Source organism: Sphingomonas sp. BL-S-29, from assembly GCF_055521495.1.
On the sequence record NZ_CM145482.1, the window covers coordinates 2,418,019 to 2,436,175 of the forward strand.

An 18,157-nucleotide genomic window follows, 5' to 3' on the forward strand; every position below is an offset into this window, starting at 1 on the left:
GTCGCCGCGGGGCGTGGTGGTCAGCTCCCCCCCAAACGCCACGCCTCGCGGCACCCTCTCAAGCGAAGCGAAAGTCGACGCCCGTGAACGACCTCAACGTCATCGACCGCTTCATGCAGGACTTCATCCGCTACATCGACAGCGGGTTCGGCTTGCTGGGGCCGGACGTCGGGTTTCTGACGGCGACGCTGATCGGCATCGACATCACCCTGGCGGGGCTGTTCTGGGCGCTGGGCGGCGATGACAATGTGCTCGGCCGCTTCATCAAGAAGATCCTCTATATCGGCGCGTTCGCGTTCATCCTGAACAGCTTCTCGACGCTTGCCGACATCATCTTCCGTTCCTTCGCTCAGGCAGGACTGACCGCGGGCGGGGGCACCTTGTCGGCGGCCGACCTGCTCAAGCCCGGGCGCCTCGCTGGAACCGGGTTCTCCGCCGCATGGCCGCTGCTCGAGCAGGTTTCGGAACTGATGGGCTTCGTCAGCTTCTTCGAGAATTTCCTGACGATCGCGGTGCTGCTGTTCGCCTGGGCGATCGTGATCCTGACCTTCTTCATCCTCGCGGTGCAGATGTTCGTGACGATCATCGAGTTCAAGCTGACGTCGCTTGCCGGGTTCATCCTCGTGCCGTTCGCACTGTGGAACCGGACCAGCTTCCTCGCCGAGCGCGTGCTCGGGAACGTCGTGTCCTCCGGCATCAAGGTCATGGTGCTCGCCGTCATCGTCGGCATCGGCTCCAATTTCTTCGCCGACTTCACCAGCGCGCTCGAGGGCCAGGAACCAGATATCGGCCAGGCCCTCAGCTTGATGCTCGCATCGCTGACCCTGTTCGGGCTTGGTATCTTCGGCCCCGGCATTGCTTCCGGGCTCGTCTCGGGCGCACCCCAACTCGGGGCGGGCGCAGCGCTCGGGACGGTCGCCGGGGCAGCCGGCGTCACGATGCTTGCGGGCGGTGCGGCCATGGGAACGGCGCGCGCGATCGGTGGCGGCGCGCTCGGCGCCATCCGTGCCGGCACGTCGATGGGGTCGGCTGCATCCACTGCGTACACGCTCGGCAAGGAGACTGCCGCGACCCCCACCGTCGGCGCGGGACTCGGCGGCGTCGCCCAGGCTGCCGGCAATGCGATGCGTGATCGCGCTTCCAGCGCGCTCGGTCTCGGCGAGGCCGCGAGCAGCGGGCGAACCGCCGCCTGGAACGCCCTCAATCGCTCTGGCCAAGGCGGCTCGGCCCCGCAGGGACAGGAAGGTGACGGCGCGCCGGCCTGGGCGAAGGCGATGCGCGCCGAGCAGACCGGCCGTCATCACCGTCAGGTCGCTGCCCACGCGCTCCAGCAGGGCGATCGCGGCGGCGCTTCCGCCACCCCCGACATCAAGGAAAGGGACGAATGATGATCTTCAAGCGAAGCGTCCAGCGCTACGGGCGTACCCCCGAGCCGGAAACGCCCTACCAACGGGCCGGTCAGCAATGGGACGAGCGGATCGGCTCTGCGCGCGTCCAGGCGCGCAACTGGCGGCTCATGGCATTCGGCTGTTTCGGCCTGGCTTGCAGCCTGTCGGGCGGGCTGATCTGGCAATCGATGCAGAGCCGAGTGACACCCTATGTGGTCGAGGTCGACCAGCTGGGCGAGGCGAGGGCGGTGACCCCGGCCGAAGCTGCCTTCGAACCGTCCGATCCGCAGATTGCCTGGCACCTCTCCCGGTTCATCACCGACATTCGCTCGATCTCGCTGGACCCCGTGCTGATGCGGCGCGGATGGCTCGAGGCCTATGACTTCGCGACCAGGCGCGGCGCGCAGTTCCTCGGCGATTATGCGCGCGCCGCAAATCCCTTTGCGCGCATCGGCGAGCGGACCGTGTCGGTGCAGGTGACCAGCGTCGTTCGAGCCTCGGAACGGTCGTTCCAGGTAAAATGGACTGAGACCGCCTTCGAGCGTGGGTCGCAGGTCGGCGCCTCTCGCTGGACGGCGATCGTCACTGTCGTGCGCAAGCTCCCCGCTTCCGCGGACACGCTGCGCAAGAATCCGTTGGGGATCTATGTCGACGCGATCGACTGGAGTCGCGAGCTGGAGCCGACGACACCTGCCGCCGCCCGGCCAGCCGTCGCGGCGCCCGCGAACCTGCCGCTGGGCTCACCCCTAGATCCCAGCCTCGCGAACACCTCACAGTCCCCAACGGAGATCCAGCCATGAAGCTCTTCATTGCAGCGTCGATGGTCGCGCTGTGCATCGTCACCGCGAGCGCCCAAACATCAACGCCGTCTAGACCCGTCGCGTCGATCGCTTCGCCCCAGAAAGTTGTAGCCGGCCCGCGTCACCAGAGCGCTCGCCACCGCAAGCCGAGGGTTGCTCCCGCGGTCGCACGCGTAGCCGCTGCGAACCGCGACGCAACTCGCGCGCCGGCGTCGGAAGGGTTCATCAACGCGGCTCAGATCTATCCTTTCAGCGAGGGCGCGATCTACCAGGTGTTCACCACACCGGGCGTCGTCACCGACATCGCCCTGCAGCCGGGCGAGAATCTGGTGGCGGTGGCCGCGGGCGACACCGTCCGCTGGGTCATCGGCGATACCAGCAGCGGAAGCGGCCCGGACAAGCGAACCCACGTGCTCGTCAAGCCATTCGCATCTGGCCTTGCCACCAATCTCGTCATCACCACCGACCGGCGCAGCTATCATCTCCAGCTCAACGCGACCGCCCGGACCGCTTTGGCCGCCTTGTCCTGGAGCTATCCCGCCGATGCCCTGATCGCGGTGCGCCGCGCCGCCGCCGCAGCCGAGGTTGCCGCCCCCGTGGCGCAGGGCCTGACGGTGGAGAATCTCCGGTTCAACTATGCCGTCAGCGGGGACCACCCCGCTTGGAAACCGGTCCGGGCGTTCGACGACGGCCGCCAGACCTTTGTCGAGTTTCCGGAGACGCTGACAGTGGGTGAGGCGCCGCCGCTGTTCGTCATCGGCATCACGGGCGAAGCCGAACTCGTCAATTATCGCGTGCGCGGCCGCTTCTATGTCGTCGACCGCATCTTCGACAATGCCGAGCTCCGGCTCGGCACGAAGAAGCAGCAGGTCGTGCGCATCAGCCGCGTTGCCGAGCCCGCTCCGCGCAAGGGGAAGAAGTCGTGACCGAAGTGGTCTCTGCCCCGCTGCCCAAGGTCGATCCAGAAACACTGGTGATCCGGGCGAAGCCGCAACGCGCCATCCGCTTCCGGCGCGGTGTCATCATAGGCATCGCCGCTCTGGGATCGGTGAGCCTGGTGACGGTCGCCTGGGTCGCGCTGAAGCCGCAGGTGTTCCGGCATGCCGCCAGCCAGGAGGACCTGTCGCAGCCGAGCACCCGGCCAGCAGCCGAAGCGCTGAGCGGCGTTCCCGCAAGCTATGGCGATGCCCCGAGACTCGGCCCGCCGCTTCCGGGCGATCTCGGCAGGCCGATCCTCGAACATCAGCGTGCGATGGCGGTCGAGACTAGACCAAGTGGCCCGGATGCCGGTGTCCAGGCCGAACAGGCTGAGCGATCTCGACGAGTTGCCGAACGTAAGGCTGCGCTGGAATCGGCCGTCATCGTCTCAAGCAAAGTCGGCACCGCAATCACGACCGAGGGGCAATCGCCGATGCAAACGCCACCGGCGACGGGCGTGGCCGCGCCCGCATCCGATGCGGGAAAGATTGCGATCGATCCGGCTCGTGATCCGAACGCTCAGCAACGCAAGAGCGACTTCATGGGCGTGCTTGACCCGCGCGCGGACATCAACCCGCATCGGCTCGAAGGCGCCCCCTCGCCCTATGTGCTTTCCGCCGGGAGCGTCATTGCTGCCAGTCTCATCACCGGCCTTCGCTCTGACTTGCCTGGGCTGGTAACCGCGCAGGTGACCGAGCGTGTCTATGACAGCCCGACCGGCCGCCTCCTTCTGATCCCACAGGGTGCCCGTCTCGTCGGGAGCTACGATAGCGTCGTCGCATTCGGCCAAAAGCGGGCGTTGGTCGTCTGGCAGCGCATCATGCTTCCGGATGGAAGCTCGCTTCGGATCGACAATGTCCCCGCGACCGATCCATCGGGGTATGCTGGACTGCAAGACAGGGTGGATTTCCATACCTGGACCCTGCTCAAGGGCGTGGTGCTCTCGACGCTGTTGGGTGTCGGGTCGGAGATGGCGTTCACCGGTGACGGCGATCTCGTCCAGGCACTGCGACGTTCGACCCAGGACAACGTCTCGCGCGCAGGTGACCAGATCACCCAACGCAACCTCAATATCCAGCCGACAATCACGATCCGCCCAGGAGCCATGATACGCCTTGTAGTTCACAAGGATCTGATCCTCGCGCCGTGGCGCGAATAGGAGGGCCCGGTGGCTGAGCTGAAACTAGGCAAACTACCTGATCGCACACCGGTCAGGCTGGCTATCTCCCTCACACCGGAACTCCATCAGGCATTGACGGAGTACGCGGCGCTGTACGCTGAGGCCTACGGCAAGGAGGAGGCGGTGTCCGAACTTGCACCGGCGATGCTGGCTGCATTCCTGGAGGGTGATCGCGAATTCAACAAGCGTAGGCGGACTCCTCCGGCACCAGGCTGATATCATGAAACACCAGCGATCATGTCGGAATCGGATGGACGCGATCCCCGCGGACCATGCGGCGCGTCCGCTGTCTGGCTCGGTGCGTCGGTACTCGCGGGAGCTTGTCGAAGAGACGATCAGGGTCTGGCAGCCTTACTATGATGCGCCTCTGACCGAGGCGGACGCCCGGGAGATTATCAGCAACATGACGACATTTGCAGCCGTGCTGCTGGATCTCAGTCCTCCGGATCGTGTTCCGGCTGGATCATTGTCCAATTCGGATGCGTCTCGCTCTTGACGGGTTGCTATCGGAGGATCGGTCGTCAGACTGGTGTTAGTCAGCTGGTTCTTCTGTGATGCGCGGCTGACGAAATGTCAGCGAGAGAGCGTATATGAACAGGCCTAGATCGGATCGTCGCCAGCCCGCGCGAAAGTCACAACGTGCGGTTCTTTATGCACGGGTATCGTCCAAGGAGCAGGAACGAGAGGGCTTTTCGATCGATTCTCAGGTCAAGCTCCTCAAGGCCTACGCGGAGGACGCCGGCCTTCAGATCGTCCGCGAATATATCGACATCGAAACTGCCAAGACCAGCGGCAGGACTCACTTCGGCGAGATGGTCGCCTACCTGCGAAGCCATCCCGCCGTGGACACGGTCTTGGTCGAGAAAACCGATCGGCTGTACCGAAACCTGCGGGACTGGGTGACTGTCGACGAGCTCGATCTCAGCATCCACTTTGTGAAGGAGAATATCGTTCTCGCTCCGGACTCGCGATCCTCGGAGAAGTTTCTGCACGGCATCAAGGTGCTGATGGCGAAGAACTATATCGACAATCTCTCCGAAGAGGTCCGCAAGGGTATGCTGGAGAAGGCGGAGCAGGGGATTTGGCCCTCGGCCGCACCCACCGGTTATCGCAATGTCATCGGGCCGAACGGCAAGCGCGTCATTGAGGTTGATCCGGATAGCGGCGCCCACGTGACGCGCCTCTTCGAATGGTACTCGACGGGCATGTATTCGCTTAAGCAGGCGGCGGCCCGCGCACGTTCCGAAGGCATGACGTTCAGGGGTAGCGTAAAGCCGATCAGCTTGAGCAGCGTTCACAAAATCCTTCGTTCGCGCATCTATACCGGCGAGTTCGAGTGGATCGGCAAACGCTATCAGGGCTCACACGAACCGCTGGTTTCGGTCGAAACCTGGGAGCGAGTCCAGGGCGTGCTCGATGGTCGTCACACCGCTCGTGTCCGAGGCGTCGAGAAGGACTTCCTGTTCACAGGTATGATCGCTTGCGGGCATTGCGGTTGCGCGTTGGTGGGGGACATCAAGAAGGAGAAATATGTCTATTACCGTTGCAGTCACGCGAAGGTGAAATGTGCCGAGCCCTATGTGCGCGAGGAGGTGTTGCTCGAGCAGTTCGGCGAGATGCTCGACCGCATCTCCATCTCCAGCGAGATGTTCCAGTGGCTGACCCACGCACTTCGAGAGAGCCTGTCGGTGATGCAGAAAGACCACGACGCTGCGGTCACGCGGCTTCAGAAGGAGCGTGAGAGGCTGCGGGATCGCATGAAGCAGATCTACATTGATAACATCGATGACAAGATCGACGATTCGATCTTCAACGCGCTAACGGCGCAATTTCGGGAGCAGGAGCGCCGAGTATCGCGCGAACTGGAACTCTGCCACGATGCTGATCTCAGTCATATGGATGACGGCATCGCTCTTCTGACGATCGCCCGCGATTCGAAGCGTCGGTTCTTGGATGCCGAACTACCGGTCAAAAAACACGTGCTTTCCGTGGTACTTTCGAACTGTTCGTTTCGGGATCGAAAGCTTTCCGCCGCGTACCGTAAGCCCTTTGATATCCTTATGGAAAACCTCCCCCAGGCGAGACGGGACGGAAGGGCTCAGAAGGGCAAAAACTGCGAAAGTGCGAAATGGCAGGGGAGCTCGGACTCGAACCGAGGGCCTTCGGTTTTGGAGACCGACGCTCTAACCAACTGAGCTACACCCCTGTGCGGATGCGGGCTTTAGCGTGACGTTGGGCGGGGGGCAAGCGCTCAGGCGGCCGCTGACGCGCCCCAGTCGCGATCGGCAACCGCGCGCGCTTCCTCGACCGGCAGCGGGCGTCCGAAATAATAACCCTGGACCCTGGTGCAGCCGAGATCCTGCACCATGCGGTGTTCCTGTTCGGTCTCGACGCCTTCCGCGGTGGTTGCCATGCCCAGGCTTTGCGCGAGCGCGACGACGGCACGGATGATCGCGATCGCCTCGGGCACTTTCCGCGAGGCGCCCTGCACGAAGCTGCGGTCGATCTTGATCGAGGAGAATTTGGTGCGGCTGAGATAGCCGAGCGAGGAATAGCCCGTCCCGAAATCGTCGAGGCTGAGCCGCACGCCCAGATCCATGATGCGTTCCAGCACCTTGGTCGCGCCCGTGCCCTCGCGCATGAACACGCTTTCGGTCACCTCCAGCTCGAGCCGTTCCGGCGTCAGGCCGCTATTGGCCAGCGCCGAGGCGACGATCGAGACGAAGGCGGGGTTGTGGAGCTGGTCGGGCGAGACGTTCACCGCCACGCGCACCGGCGATTTCCAGCGCGCCGCTTCCTCGCAGGCGGTGCGCAGCACCCACTCGCCGATCGGGGCGATCAGCCGGGCGTCTTCGGCGAGCGGGATGAACTTCACGGGCGAGACCGTGCCGAACTGCGGATGAGTCCAGCGCAACAGAGCCTCGAATCCGGTCAGCGCGCCCGTTATGGCATCGACCACCGGCTGGTAGTTCAGGTGCATCTCGTCATTCTGCACGGCCTTGCGCAGTGCCACTTCGAGAACCCGGCGCTCCTCCGCCTCGACATGCAGTTGCGGCTCGTAGATGCGCACGACCCCACCGCCGGCATCCTTGGAGCGGTACAGCGCGAGGTCGGCGGAACGGATCAGCATTTCGGCGTTGCGACCATCGCGCGGACCGGTCGCCACACCGACGCTGGCGCCCGTGTACAGCGTATGCTGGTCGAGCTCATAGGGGCGCGACAATACTTCGATGATGGTGTGGGCCAGCTGCTCGATGCGGGCCGAATCGCCGGCGTCGCGCACGACGACGGCGAATTCGTCGCCACCCAGGCGCCCGACCACCTCGTTGTCGGTCATCAACTGGCTCAGCCGTTCGGAGACCCGGCCGAGCAGGCGGTCGCCGATCGGATGGCCGAGTGTGTCGTTGACGGCCTTGAAGCGATCGAGATCGATCATCATGAAGGCGCAGCGGCTGCCCCATTTCTCCGCATCGGCCAGGGCGTGGACGAGCGCCTCGTTGACCAGCAGGCGATTGGGCAGGCCGGTCAGCGTGTCGAAACGCGCCATGCGGTTGATCTTGTCGGCCGAGGCGCGCTGCTCGGTGACGTCGGAGCCGACGCCGCGGAAGCCGATAAAGGCGCCGTGATCGTCCAGCCGGGGATTGGCGGCGATCTCCCACCAGCGTTCCTCGCCATTGACCTCGACCGGCAGCAGCAGGTCGCGGAAGCTTTCGCGACCCTTCAGCTTCGCTGCCAGCGTGCGCAGGCCGGCGGAGAAATTGCCGGACTCCCAGGCGGAGCCGGCCAGCACCTGGAGGAACGGCATCCCGTTGACCGAGAGGGGATCAAGCCCGACCGAATGCGCGAAGCGGGGCGAGGCGCGGACGATGCGGCGATTGGCATCGGTCTCCCATAGCCAGTCGGCGCTATGCTCGGCGAACTCGCGGAGCAGCAGGCTGACGGTCTCGTCGCGCTCGGCCAGCGCGATCTCGCCCGCGCGGATCACGACCAGCGCCTTGCCGCGCCCGAAACAAACCAGCATCAGCAGCACGGTAAAGACGATCGCGGTCGAGGCGAACAGCGATCCGCCGACGAAATAGAGCATCACCGCGACGGCGGCGCCCAGGATGCCGAGGAAGCTGAGCGTCGCCATGGGCAGGGCCGCCATGGCCACGGCCGATGCCGTCATCAGCAGCGCGACGACGATCCACAGGCCGAAGGCGGTCGTCGGGTCAGCGCTGATGCCGAAGACCAAAGGCGGCACTGACCAGACCGTGGCCAGCGCGATCCCTTCGATCACGGTATGGCGGACGTCGCGCAACGTCGCGGTCTGCGCGGTGCGATGACGGAAGGAAAGGCGGCGGAACGTGATGGTCACGGCGACCGTCGCCACCGCGGCGCCCCAGCTCGCCAGCGCCCAGAGCGGCGCGATCGGCTGGAGCACCATGGCGACCAGCATCGCGCCGACCACATTGGCCGCCAGCAGGAACAGGGCGAGCTTGCTGCCCGCATTGACCTGGGCGGCACGAATCGGCGCCCAATCAGTGGTGTCGGCCGGGTCGTACAGGCCGAGCAGCGCGCGGCCATCGATACGCGGGCGGGCGAATTGGGAGGCGGGACGAGTGCTCACGCCGCTATCGCTACACCAGCGTTGGTTAGCGGATGGTTAGGCGAGGAACCGATTCGGAGGTTTTATTTTAGTACGATGTCGTGTCCATATGCGGGCCACTGCCGCAACACCTGCCGAAGGGCGGTCACGATTACTTCTACAGGTCCGGCGTACGGTTCTAGCGCGGGCATAGCGGGACTGTGTTGCACAATTGTAACACGGTGGCTGGAAAGCTCCGCACCGGACCTTATCCAATTTACAAAAATTGCTCTGCAAGACACGTAGGCTCCATCGGGCGTCCAAAGCGCCCGGCTCGGCTCATTCGGCCGATGCACATAACCATAAATATCGGGGGCTTCATCAATGCGTTCATTTCATCGCCTTAACGCCACGCGTCTGTGTGCCAGTGCCGCGCCGCTCGCCCTTCTGCTGGGCCTGAGCAGCCCTGCCTTCGCGCAGGACGCGCCGGCCAGCGCCACGCCTGCCGACCAGGCGGCCGAAGGTGAATCGGCGGACATCGTCGTCACCGGCTCGCTGTTCCGCCGCACCGATACCGAAACGCCGTCGCCGGTCACCGTGCTGACCGCGGACAGCCTGGCCAAGGCGGGCATCACCACGGCTGCCGAAGCGATTCGCTCGGTCTCGGCCGATAGCGGCGGCTCGATCGGCGTCGGCTTCCAGAGCGGCTTCTCGGCCGGTGGCGTCGCCGTCTCGCTGCGCGGCCTCGGCGTCTCGTCGACCCTGGTTCTGGTCGATGGTCTGCGTTCGACCAACTTCCCGATCAACGACGATGGGCATAACGCCTATGTCGATCTCAATTCGATTCCGTTCAGCCTGATCGACCGTATCGAAGTGTTGAAGGACGGTGCGTCCTCCACTTACGGTGCCGATGCGATCGGCGGCGTGGTCAACCTGATCATGAAGAAGCAGTTTGTCGGCGTCGCCGGCACGGTCGAGGCCGGCGCCAGTGAGAAGGGCGACGCGGGTCACCAACGCGCCAACCTGACGGTCGGTTATGGCGATTATGCGGAAAAGGGCTTCAACGTCTATCTGAACGGCGAATTCCAGCAGGACGGTCGCGTCACCGCGCACAGCCGCGGCTTCCCGTACAATAACCGCGATCTGACTTCGATCGGCGGCGCGGACAATAACGGTGCCGACAACTCGCTGACCACCGCGACGCCGAACGCGGTCGTCGTGCGCACGACTCAGAGCAATCTGAACAATCCGCTGAGCGGCGGCACGGCGGTGCTGACGACCCAGTATCAGTCGCTCAACCTCAACTGCGCGGCCGGCACCTATACGCAGGTCAGCGCGGCGGTGAACGGCGTTGGCTGCAAGCACAATATCGAAGACGAATATTTCCAGCTTGCTCCGCTGCAGCGCAAATATTCGGTCAACGGTCGCATCAGCCTGCGCCTGGCCGACAATGTGGAAGCCTATGTCACTGGCAGCTATTCCAACAGCTATGTCAGCATTCTCAACGCCCCGCGCGCCCTGCGCAACACCCAACCTTATGGCGGCGCGCCGTCGCTGGCGTCGAGCAACCCCGGCATCGTCCTGCCGGTCTATATCTGCACCTCTGGCGTCAATTGCGCGACGCCGGGCACGCCCGGGCGTGCGCTCAACCCGAACAATCCCTATGCGGCTGCCTTTGCCGCCGATCCTGCCAATGGCGCAGCGCGCATCTACTATCTGTTCGGCGACATCAAAGCCGGCAGCGACCGCACCAACGAAGTCTATCGCTTCGCCGCGGGCCTGAACGGCAGCTTCGGCGACGACTGGACCTGGAAGATCGACGGCGTCTATGCCCGCGACAATCTCGAGATCGTCCAGCACGGCTATCTGAACATCGCCGCCACGCTCAACGCGATCAACACCGGCAGCTATAATTTCGTCAATCCGTCGCTGAACTCTCAGGCGGTGCGCGATGCCATCGCACCGGACAAGATCACGCCGTCGCATTCGGAAATGTATTCGGTCGACGCCGCGATCACCAAGCGGCTGATCGAGCTGCCCGGTGGCCCGCTCATGGTGGCCATCGGTGGCCAGGTGCGCCGCGAATCGCTGGAGAACAACAACCAGAATGCCGCGCTCGATACCTATAGCCTGACGACCTCGTCGGCGTTCGGCCAGCACACGGTCTCGGCCGGCTATTTCGAAATCGCGGCACCGGTGCTCGATATCCTCGAGATCAACGGTTCGGGTCGCTACGACCATTATTCGGAAGGTTTTGGCCGCTTCTCGCCCAAGATCGGCTTCAAGTTCACCCCGATCAAGCAGCTGGCGGTCCGTGGTACCTATTCGCAAGGCTTCCGCGCGCCGACCTTCGCTGAATCCGGACCGCGCTCGCAATATGCCGGCTTCGTCACCACCACGCCGTCGTGCCTCTTCATTCTGGCGCACAACGGCACCGGCAACACCACGACCTGCTCGGCCAATGGCAATCCGTACAACCTGGCCTATTCGGTGGGCCGCGGCTTCGTCGGCAACCCGAACCTGAAGCCGGAAACGTCGCGCAGCTTCACCGCCGGCGCGATCTTCGAGCCGGTGCCGTGGCTCAGCATGACGGTCGACTATTATAACGTGAAGAAGTCGAACCTGATCGCCAACGGTCCGGATGCGGGTAAGGCCATCACTGCCTATTATTCGCAGTCGACACTGGCAGCCGCCACGGCGGCCGTTGCGGCGGTAGGCCCGGGCTATTCGGTCAACACGATCGACGGTGTCGATCCGGCGGCGCCCAACGCACTGCCGCGGTTGCTGATCATCAACGCGCCGTTCGTCAACGTGAACTACGATCTGACCTCGGGTCTCGACTTCTCGGCGACCGCTCGTATCCCGCTCGGCGACGGCATCCGCTTCACCAGCCGCGCCGAGGCGACTTATGTCATTCAGTATGACCGCCACACCGCGTCGGGTGTGCAGAAGTTTGCCGGTACGCTCGGGCCGTACGATCTGTCCTCGGGCAACGGCACGCCGAGCATTCGCGGCAACTGGCAGAACACGCTGGAAGTCGGGAAGTTCTCGCTGAGCGCAACCGCCTATTATGTCGGCAGGATCAAGGAGGTCGCGACCGACCAGGGCAATCTGTCCACGGCGTGCGCGGCGAACCTGTACAAGACGCCGACTGACGGCACCGGCAACAGCTTCTGCTATGTGAACAGCTTCATCACCGTCGACATGAACGCGACGGTCCGCGTGAACGACCAGTTCAGCTTCTTCGCGAATGTCGGAAACGTGCTCGGTGCCCGCGCACCGATCGCGCCGGCGTCCTATGCGAGCTCGCCGAACTTCCTGACCACCTGGCACTATGCCGGTCTGATCGGGCGCACGTTCAAGGCAGGCGCAAGCTTCAAGTTCTGATCGTACCACCGTCGAAAAACTGGGGCGGCTCCGCAAGGAGCCGCCCATTTTTCATCACCTAGAGTAGCTTGCATTACATCAGAGCCACCACCACCCGTTCGTCCTGAGTAGCCATCGAGTAGCCGCGCCTTCGGCTACTCGATCCCTACTCAGGACGAACGGATCAGATTTAACGCTCGCCGCTCTAGTCGAGCTTGGTCTCGAGCGTCGTCCAGGTGTTGAGCTGCGTCCCCAGGCCTTTGCGCGCTTCGTTGGCCTGGCCGACCAGCGCGCCGATCGACGATGCCACCTGCCCAAGCGCCAGGATGAGCGCATCCGCGGCGTCGAGTTCCTACATTCTTCTTTTGGATCTCGGCCATTTTTTGCGTTCTGCTCCCCGGGGTAAAGGTCACCATGCCGGCAATGCCCGCCCCGACGCCGACGAGCGCCACCACGCCCACGACGATCGGCGCCGCCGCGCCGCCGGTGGCGAGGGTGAAGCCGATCGCCGCCACCAGAACGAACAGGCTGACGCCGAGCGCGATGCCCGACGCCGTCGCCTTGGGTGCTCGCCACTCTGACCTCGGCCTGGCTCAGATTGCCGCCCCAGCCCGTTCATGAGCTCAGGGCTTCGCCAGTTTTCGATCAAGAAAGTCGTTGATGAGCGGTGCCATCTCGTCGAGCTTGTCCTCGAGCGCGAAATGACCTGAGTCGAGGAGGTGGAATTCGGCATCCGGCAAATCGCGGCGATAAGGATAGGCGCCTTCCGCGGGGAAGATCGTGTCGTTCTTGCCCCAGACGATGAGCGTCGGCGGACGGCGCGTCCGGAAGAAGTTCTGGAATTGGGGATAGAGCGGAACATTGGTGCGATAGTCGTAGAGCATGTCGAGCTGGATCTCCCTGTTCCCCGGCCGATCCAGCAGCGCCTGGTCCTGCACCCAATTGTCAGGCGCGATCCGCGCGACGTCGCTCATGCCGTCGGTGTACTGGAACTTGGTGATGTCGAGGGTCACGAGGCGACCCAGGGCGTCGCGGTGCTGCGTTGATCCGTCGGCCCAATAGGCCTTGATCGGATCCCAGAAGGCGCGAAGCCCCTCCTCATAGGCATTGCCGTTCTGGACAATGAGCGCGCTGACCCGTTCGGGATGCTTGAGCGCGAGGCGATAGCCGACGGGTGCGCCGTAATCCATCACGTACATCGCGTATTTCCGCGCGCCGAGCTGCCCGAGCAGCGAGTCCATCATGTCGGCATAATGGGCAAAGCTGTAGGTGAAATGCGCGCGATCCGGCGCATCGCTCTGGCCGTAACCCGGATAGTCCGGCGCAATGACGCGATACCGGTCGGCGAGGAGAGGGATCAGGTTGCGGAACATGTGCGACGAGGTCGGGAAGCCGTGCAGCAGCAGCACGACCGGTGCGTCCGCCGGCCCGGCCTCGCGATAAAAGACCTTCACGCCGTCGATCGTCGCATATCGATGGAAGATCGGGACCGGGGCGCGGGGCTCAACCGCCGCGGGGGCGCCGGAGGCAGCGAATGCCTGGGGCGCGGGCGCCGTGCCGGCGATGGCAAGCAACAGGGGCAAGGTCAGTCGGCTGATCTTGGGGATTTTTACATTGCTCATGACGTCCTCCATTGCTTCGCCGTGTTGGGTGAGCGGCGGATCGACTTCTACAGTCCTGGAAAATCGATGGGCGTTAGCACTGGTGAATTCCGGTAATTTGTACGTGCGGCAGCGGCCGCCCGGGCCGGCGCGCCCAGGGCGGGCGCGATCGAAGGATTGCGTCAGGGGCGGGCATCGTCGCCCGCGACCACCACGCCGGATGTCTCGATCGTCATGCGCAGGTCGAACGCGGTGCCGGAGCGGCACCTGCGCGCCGTCATCCGGATTCCGGCTGCGCGCGCCAACTCGGCAATGATCGCCGTCCCGGCCCGCGGCGTCACGCTCGTCGGCTGCATGCCGATGCCGTCATCGCGCACGGCACAGTGGATTTCGCCGTCGTGGCTCGCCAGGTCGACATGGATCAAACCGCCCGGGCCCTGAAAGGCGTGCCGCGCCGCGTTCGTCAGGAGTTCGGCGACGATCATCAGCAATGGCCAGCCGCGCGCGGCATCGATGCGGATCTCGGCCGAGCGACAGTGCACGAACGCGGCCTGTCCAGCGAACCGCGCCTGAGCCTGATAACGACAAAGCGCGCAGAGCTTGTCGGCAAGATCCATCACGTCCTCGCGCGGTGGCTGGAGGAGGCGCTGGATCGCCGCCAGGGCATGCAGCCGCTCGATCGCCGTCGTCAGCTGGTCCCGGACTCGGTCGAGCGTCGTTCCGCCTGCGGCGATACGCACCTCGGCGCAGGCAACGGTGAAGTCATTCGCCGAGCGGTGGATGAATTCCGCCAGAAGCAACGTGCTTGCGAGCTCTACGTCGCTCGGGTCCGTTGCATGACGGGACCAACTGGTGTCCGGTTGCATATCGGCCTTCCCCTGGAGGGCATCGGCGCAGTGCGCCGTCTTGCGCTGCGGCCGCTCGGGGCCCGCAACAGGACTTATCGGACAAGCCAGGCGACTGCCCGTAAATTGAGGTTAAGCTGCGCGGGGCCGAGCGCTGGGGCAGGGGCGGGCGACCGTCAACTTCCTTGCGTGCCGTCCCGAATACCCAGCGCGTCCGCCATCCTCACCAGCTTGGGGACCGAGTCCGCCCCCATCTTGCGCATCACATGGCCGCGATGGAGTTTGACCGTCGCTTCGGTGAGATCCACCTCGGCTGCGACCTGCTTGTTGAGCCTTCCGGTCGCGACGAGCGCCATGATCTGGCGCTCCCGCTCGGTAAGCGTCGCATATCTCGACTGCAGCTCCAGGCGTTCGCGCGCCTCGCTGCGGTGCAGCCTGTCCTGCGCGATGCCGCGATTGACTGCCTCGAGCAGGTCCTGCTCGTGAACGGGCTTGGTCAGCACATCGACCGCGCCGGCCTTCATTGCCCGCACCGCCATGGGAACGTCGACATGGGCGCTGATCAGCACGGTCGGCCAGGACGCGTCGCCCTTTGCCATCGCTTCCTGGAATTCGAGGCCGCTTTGGCCGGGCAAGCGGATGTCGAGGACGATACAGCATGGTCCGCCGGGCGCCTCGTCGCTTTGAAACGCCTGAACTGAACCATAGGTCGCAGTGAGGAGCCCGACAGACTCGAACAGACCGCGCAATGCCTCGCGCACGCTTGCGTCGTCGTCGATCACGACGACGATCGGCTCTTCATCGTCACCGCGCTCGACCGTCACTGGCTTCTCCCCGGCGCCATGGGCACGGTGAAGCTGAAAGCACTGCCCCGCGGCGCATTGTTCGACGCAGAGATCGAACCGCCATGCGCTTCGATGATCGACCGGCAAATCGACAGGCCCATCCCGATTCCGTCAGGCTTGGTGCTGAAAAAGGCCTCGAAGATCTGGTCCACTAGCTCGGCCTTGAGGCCCAAGCCCGTATCCGTGACGCTGATCCTGGCGAACCCATCGCCATCGGCCGCAGTGCATATCGTCAGACGCCGTCGCGCGCCGTCGGTTTCCGCCATCGCCTCCACGCCGTTCATCACCAGATTCAGCACGACCTGCTGCAACTGGGTGCGATCGCCCAGCACGATCAGCGGCTTTCGCGCGGCATCGAAGCTCGCGGTGACGCCGCGGCGCCGGAACTCGCCGTTCAACACCAGCAACACGTCGCGGATCGCCTCCTGTACGTCCATCGGCTCCATGCGGACGGGCGCCTTGCGCGCCAGCGCCCGAATACTCGCGATGATCTCCCCGGCGCGATGTCCGTCCCGGATCACGCGTTCGGCTGCCTGCCGCGCCTGGACGGGGTCGAATTGCGTCTCATCGAGCCACCGGAGGCACGTCCCGGCGTTGGTGACGATCGCCATCAACGGCTGGTTGACTTCATGCGCGATCGAGACCGCCAGTTCACCCAGGGTCGTCATGCGTGCGACGCGCGCGAGTTCGCTCTGACTCTGTCGCAACTCCTCCTCGGCGCGCTTGCGATCCTCAATTTCGATGAGCGCGCCGTACCATTTGGCCACATCGCCATTGTCGTCGAGCAGGGGAGCCTGTCGCAAGTTGAACCATCGATATTCGCCATCCGCACGGCGAATGCGTCCATCGACTTCCTCGCCGCGCTTTGCCGCTCGCACCCGGTCCCAGCTGCACCGCATCGTTTCCAGGTCATCGGGGTGGAAGATGCGATAAAAGCCTTCTTCCATGATGTCCTCGAACCGAAGACCGCAAAAGTCGAGCAGGTTCTTGTTCCAGAAATCGACCTTTCCATCGGCGTTGGCTGACCAGGCCATGGCGGGTATCGTATCGATGATCAGTTTCAGCCGCTGCTCGCTCGCCTTGAGCGCATCCTCCGCACGCTGCAGATCTTCGAAGTCGATATTGGCGCCGACCCATCGAACCACGCCGTTCGCGTCCGTTATCTTCTGCCCGGCGAAGTAGAACCAGCGATATTCTCCATCGAACCGTCGGATTCGCCCTTTCAGGCTCATCCGGTCTTTCGTGGCGAGGCAATCCTTCCAGGTCTCCACCATGTCGGCCACGTCGTCCGGATGGTAGAAATTGAGGAAGCCCCATTCCAGAATCGTCTCGGCGTCGACGCCGGCATATTCCGCCCATCGCTGGTTGACGAAATCTGCGCCCCCGTCCGGGCGGGCGACCCAGGCGAGAACCGGGAGTGAATCGATGATGAGACGGAGATTCTGCTCGCTCGCCGCAAGAGCGGACTTGGTGTCCTTCAAGGCATTTTCGGCGCGCTTGCGATCCTCGATATCGAGGACCACCCCATACCATTTGATGACGTTTCCCTTCGTGTCCAACAACGGCTTCTGCCGCAGCGTGCACCACCGATAGTCGCCGTCGGCACGCCTGATTCTGCCATCTACCTCGCGACTGCGCTTCGACGCCATGATCTCCTGCCAGGCGGATAGAAGATGAGGCGTGTCGTCGGGGTGGAAGATGCGGTAGAAATTGAGCCCGCCGATCTCCTCGAACGGCCCTCCGATAAAATCCAGGAAATGCTGATTGCCGAAGTCGAGCATTCCGTCCGGCGTCGCCGACCAGGCCATGGCCGGGATGGTATTGATGATGAGGTTCAGCCGCCACTCGCTTTCCGCCAGCGCCTCTCCTGTCGGCTTTTCCGGGCGCATGTCGGTGGGGGGCGCGCGGTCGCTGAGCTCGCGTACCTCGCGGATGGCGAGGCTTGCCTCGCTTGCCGCGATCCGCAACTTCAGCAATTCGTCGGGCCGGGGAAACCCGTCCCGTCGCGACACCGCGATGAGCTGCCCCATGCTGGAGATGGCGCCGAGCGGAAGCGACACGGCGAACAGTTGATCGCCCCCGATCGAGAGCATGGCCGACGACGATTGCGGATCGCTCTTGAGCCAGGTTTGCACGGCGGCGAGCATGGGCTCGAGCCCATTGGCATCGGCGGCGCGCCGGAAGATGTGCGGGGTTTCGCTGAAGCGAAGGCCGACGAAATCCAGCCCGAGCATGTCGAGCAGCGTTTCCAGAACGTGCTCGGCGATGAAGGTAGGGTCGACGCCTTTCCACGCCGCCGGCAGCCGGCTCAACCGGTCGATATCGTCGCGGCATTGCTGCAACTCTCTTGCCTCGCCTGGCGCGACAGACCTCGTGTGTCCGCTCACTACAGCTCCCGCCCAACATCATTCACCGCGGGCCGTGGGGGCGTTCACGGCAACCGAAATCCGACGTTCACCCTAGCGCACGCGAAAGGCCGCTACCACTCGACTAACGTCGATCGCGACACGACCATGCGCTAGGCATTCAAGAAATAATGGGGGTTCCCGCCCCTTTTGTGGGCGCGATGCCGCACCTTGGTTGATAG

The 18,157-nt window shown here is 64.0% G+C and carries 13 protein-coding genes, 1 tRNA gene and 1 pseudogene; 9 read left to right on the plus strand and 6 right to left on the minus strand.

The annotated features are described in order from the left end of the window. The first annotated feature begins 83 nt into the window (after positions 1–83). From trbL to ACZ1I2_RS11510, 7 genes and pseudogenes are all read left to right on the plus strand, one after another. Positions 84–1,388 carry a P-type conjugative transfer protein TrbL gene (gene trbL, locus ACZ1I2_RS11480; protein ID WP_465169563.1) on the plus strand — a complete coding sequence of 435 codons (1,305 nt, stop codon included), beginning with the start codon at positions 84–86 and terminating at the stop codon, positions 1,386–1,388. Further along, positions 1,388–2,188 (plus strand): conjugal transfer protein TrbF, encoded by an 801-nt coding sequence (gene trbF, locus ACZ1I2_RS11485; RefSeq protein ID WP_465173960.1) that lies wholly within the window; start codon positions 1,388–1,390, stop codon positions 2,186–2,188. The genes trbL and trbF overlap by 1 nt, the downstream gene beginning before the upstream one ends. Further along, the gene (gene trbG / locus ACZ1I2_RS11490; protein WP_465169562.1) at positions 2,185–3,114 is read left to right on the plus strand and encodes a P-type conjugative transfer protein TrbG; all 930 of its coding nucleotides are present in this window, start codon (positions 2,185–2,187) and stop codon (positions 3,112–3,114) included. Before trbF ends, trbG begins: the two co-directional genes overlap by 4 nt. Further along, positions 3,111–4,325, plus strand: a complete 1,215-nt coding sequence (locus ACZ1I2_RS11495) for a TraB/TrbI/VirB10 family type IV secretion system protein (RefSeq protein ID WP_465169561.1) — start codon at positions 3,111–3,113, stop codon at positions 4,323–4,325. Before trbG ends, ACZ1I2_RS11495 begins: the two co-directional genes overlap by 4 nt. A gap of 9 nt (positions 4,326–4,334) precedes the next feature. Continuing rightward, the gene (locus ACZ1I2_RS11500; protein WP_465169560.1) at positions 4,335–4,562 is read left to right on the plus strand and encodes a DUF2274 domain-containing protein; all 228 of its coding nucleotides are present in this window, start codon (positions 4,335–4,337) and stop codon (positions 4,560–4,562) included. A gap of 34 nt (positions 4,563–4,596) precedes the next feature. Then, positions 4,597–4,842, plus strand: a complete 246-nt coding sequence (locus ACZ1I2_RS11505; RefSeq protein ID WP_465169559.1) for a hypothetical protein — start codon at positions 4,597–4,599, stop codon at positions 4,840–4,842. 94 nt (positions 4,843–4,936) lie between these two features. Further along, positions 4,937–5,908: pseudogene (locus ACZ1I2_RS11510) on the plus strand (recombinase family protein); the annotation flags it as partial. Between the two features lie 567 nt (positions 5,909–6,475). Here the strand turns inward: ACZ1I2_RS11510 and ACZ1I2_RS11515 are convergent. After that, positions 6,476–6,552 (minus strand) — tRNA-Trp (locus ACZ1I2_RS11515). 45 nt (positions 6,553–6,597) lie between these two features. After that, positions 6,598–8,955 carry a putative bifunctional diguanylate cyclase/phosphodiesterase gene (locus ACZ1I2_RS11520; RefSeq protein WP_465169558.1) on the minus strand — a complete coding sequence of 786 codons (2,358 nt, stop codon included), beginning with the start codon at positions 8,953–8,955 and terminating at the stop codon, positions 6,598–6,600. Between the two features lie 342 nt (positions 8,956–9,297). On the opposite strand from ACZ1I2_RS11520, the gene ACZ1I2_RS11525 reads away from it, so the two are divergent. Next, the gene (locus tag ACZ1I2_RS11525) at positions 9,298–12,300 is read left to right on the plus strand and encodes a TonB-dependent receptor plug domain-containing protein (RefSeq protein ID WP_465174088.1); all 3,003 of its coding nucleotides are present in this window, start codon (positions 9,298–9,300) and stop codon (positions 12,298–12,300) included. Positions 12,301–12,605: 305 nt separating this feature from the next. After that, the gene (locus ACZ1I2_RS11530) at positions 12,606–12,860 is read left to right on the plus strand and encodes a hypothetical protein (protein ID WP_465174087.1); all 255 of its coding nucleotides are present in this window, start codon (positions 12,606–12,608) and stop codon (positions 12,858–12,860) included. Between the two features lie 42 nt (positions 12,861–12,902). On the opposite strand, the gene ACZ1I2_RS11535 is transcribed toward ACZ1I2_RS11530, so the two are convergent. The 4 genes from ACZ1I2_RS11535 to ACZ1I2_RS11550 form a co-directional block, all read right to left on the minus strand. Continuing rightward, complete coding sequence (locus tag ACZ1I2_RS11535; protein WP_465174086.1) at positions 12,903–13,901, minus strand: alpha/beta fold hydrolase; 999 nt, start codon at positions 13,899–13,901, stop codon at positions 12,903–12,905. A 161-nt stretch (positions 13,902–14,062) separates the two neighbouring features. Further along, a complete protein-coding gene (locus ACZ1I2_RS11540) occupies positions 14,063–14,746 on the minus strand; it encodes an ATP-binding protein (protein ID WP_465174085.1) in 684 nt (227 codons plus the stop codon). A gap of 155 nt (positions 14,747–14,901) precedes the next feature. Next, complete coding sequence (locus ACZ1I2_RS11545; RefSeq protein WP_465169553.1) at positions 14,902–15,549, minus strand: response regulator transcription factor; 648 nt, start codon at positions 15,547–15,549, stop codon at positions 14,902–14,904. Further along, positions 15,546–17,957 (minus strand): PAS domain-containing sensor histidine kinase, encoded by a 2,412-nt coding sequence (locus tag ACZ1I2_RS11550; RefSeq protein ID WP_465169552.1) that lies wholly within the window; start codon positions 17,955–17,957, stop codon positions 15,546–15,548. Before ACZ1I2_RS11550 ends, ACZ1I2_RS11545 begins: the two co-directional genes overlap by 4 nt. Between the last annotated feature and the right edge of the window lie 200 nt (positions 17,958–18,157).

Coding starts and splice junctions, on each gene's coding strand:
- trbF (WP_465173960.1), top strand. CDS start 1,388: ATGATCTTCAAGCGAAGCGTCCAGCGCTACGGGCGTACCCCCGAGCCG.
- trbG (WP_465169562.1), top strand. CDS start 2,185: ATGAAGCTCTTCATTGCAGCGTCGATGGTCGCGCTGTGCATCGTCACC.
- ACZ1I2_RS11505 (WP_465169559.1), top strand. CDS start 4,597: ATGGACGCGATCCCCGCGGACCATGCGGCGCGTCCGCTGTCTGGCTCG.
- ACZ1I2_RS11525 (WP_465174088.1), top strand. CDS start 9,298: ATGCGTTCATTTCATCGCCTTAACGCCACGCGTCTGTGTGCCAGTGCC.
- ACZ1I2_RS11530 (WP_465174087.1), top strand. CDS start 12,606: ATGAGCGCATCCGCGGCGTCGAGTTCCTACATTCTTCTTTTGGATCTC.
- ACZ1I2_RS11535 (WP_465174086.1), bottom strand. CDS start 13,901: ATGAGCAATGTAAAAATCCCCAAGATCAGCCGACTGACCTTGCCCCTG.
- ACZ1I2_RS11540 (WP_465174085.1), bottom strand. CDS start 14,746: ATGCAACCGGACACCAGTTGGTCCCGTCATGCAACGGACCCGAGCGAC.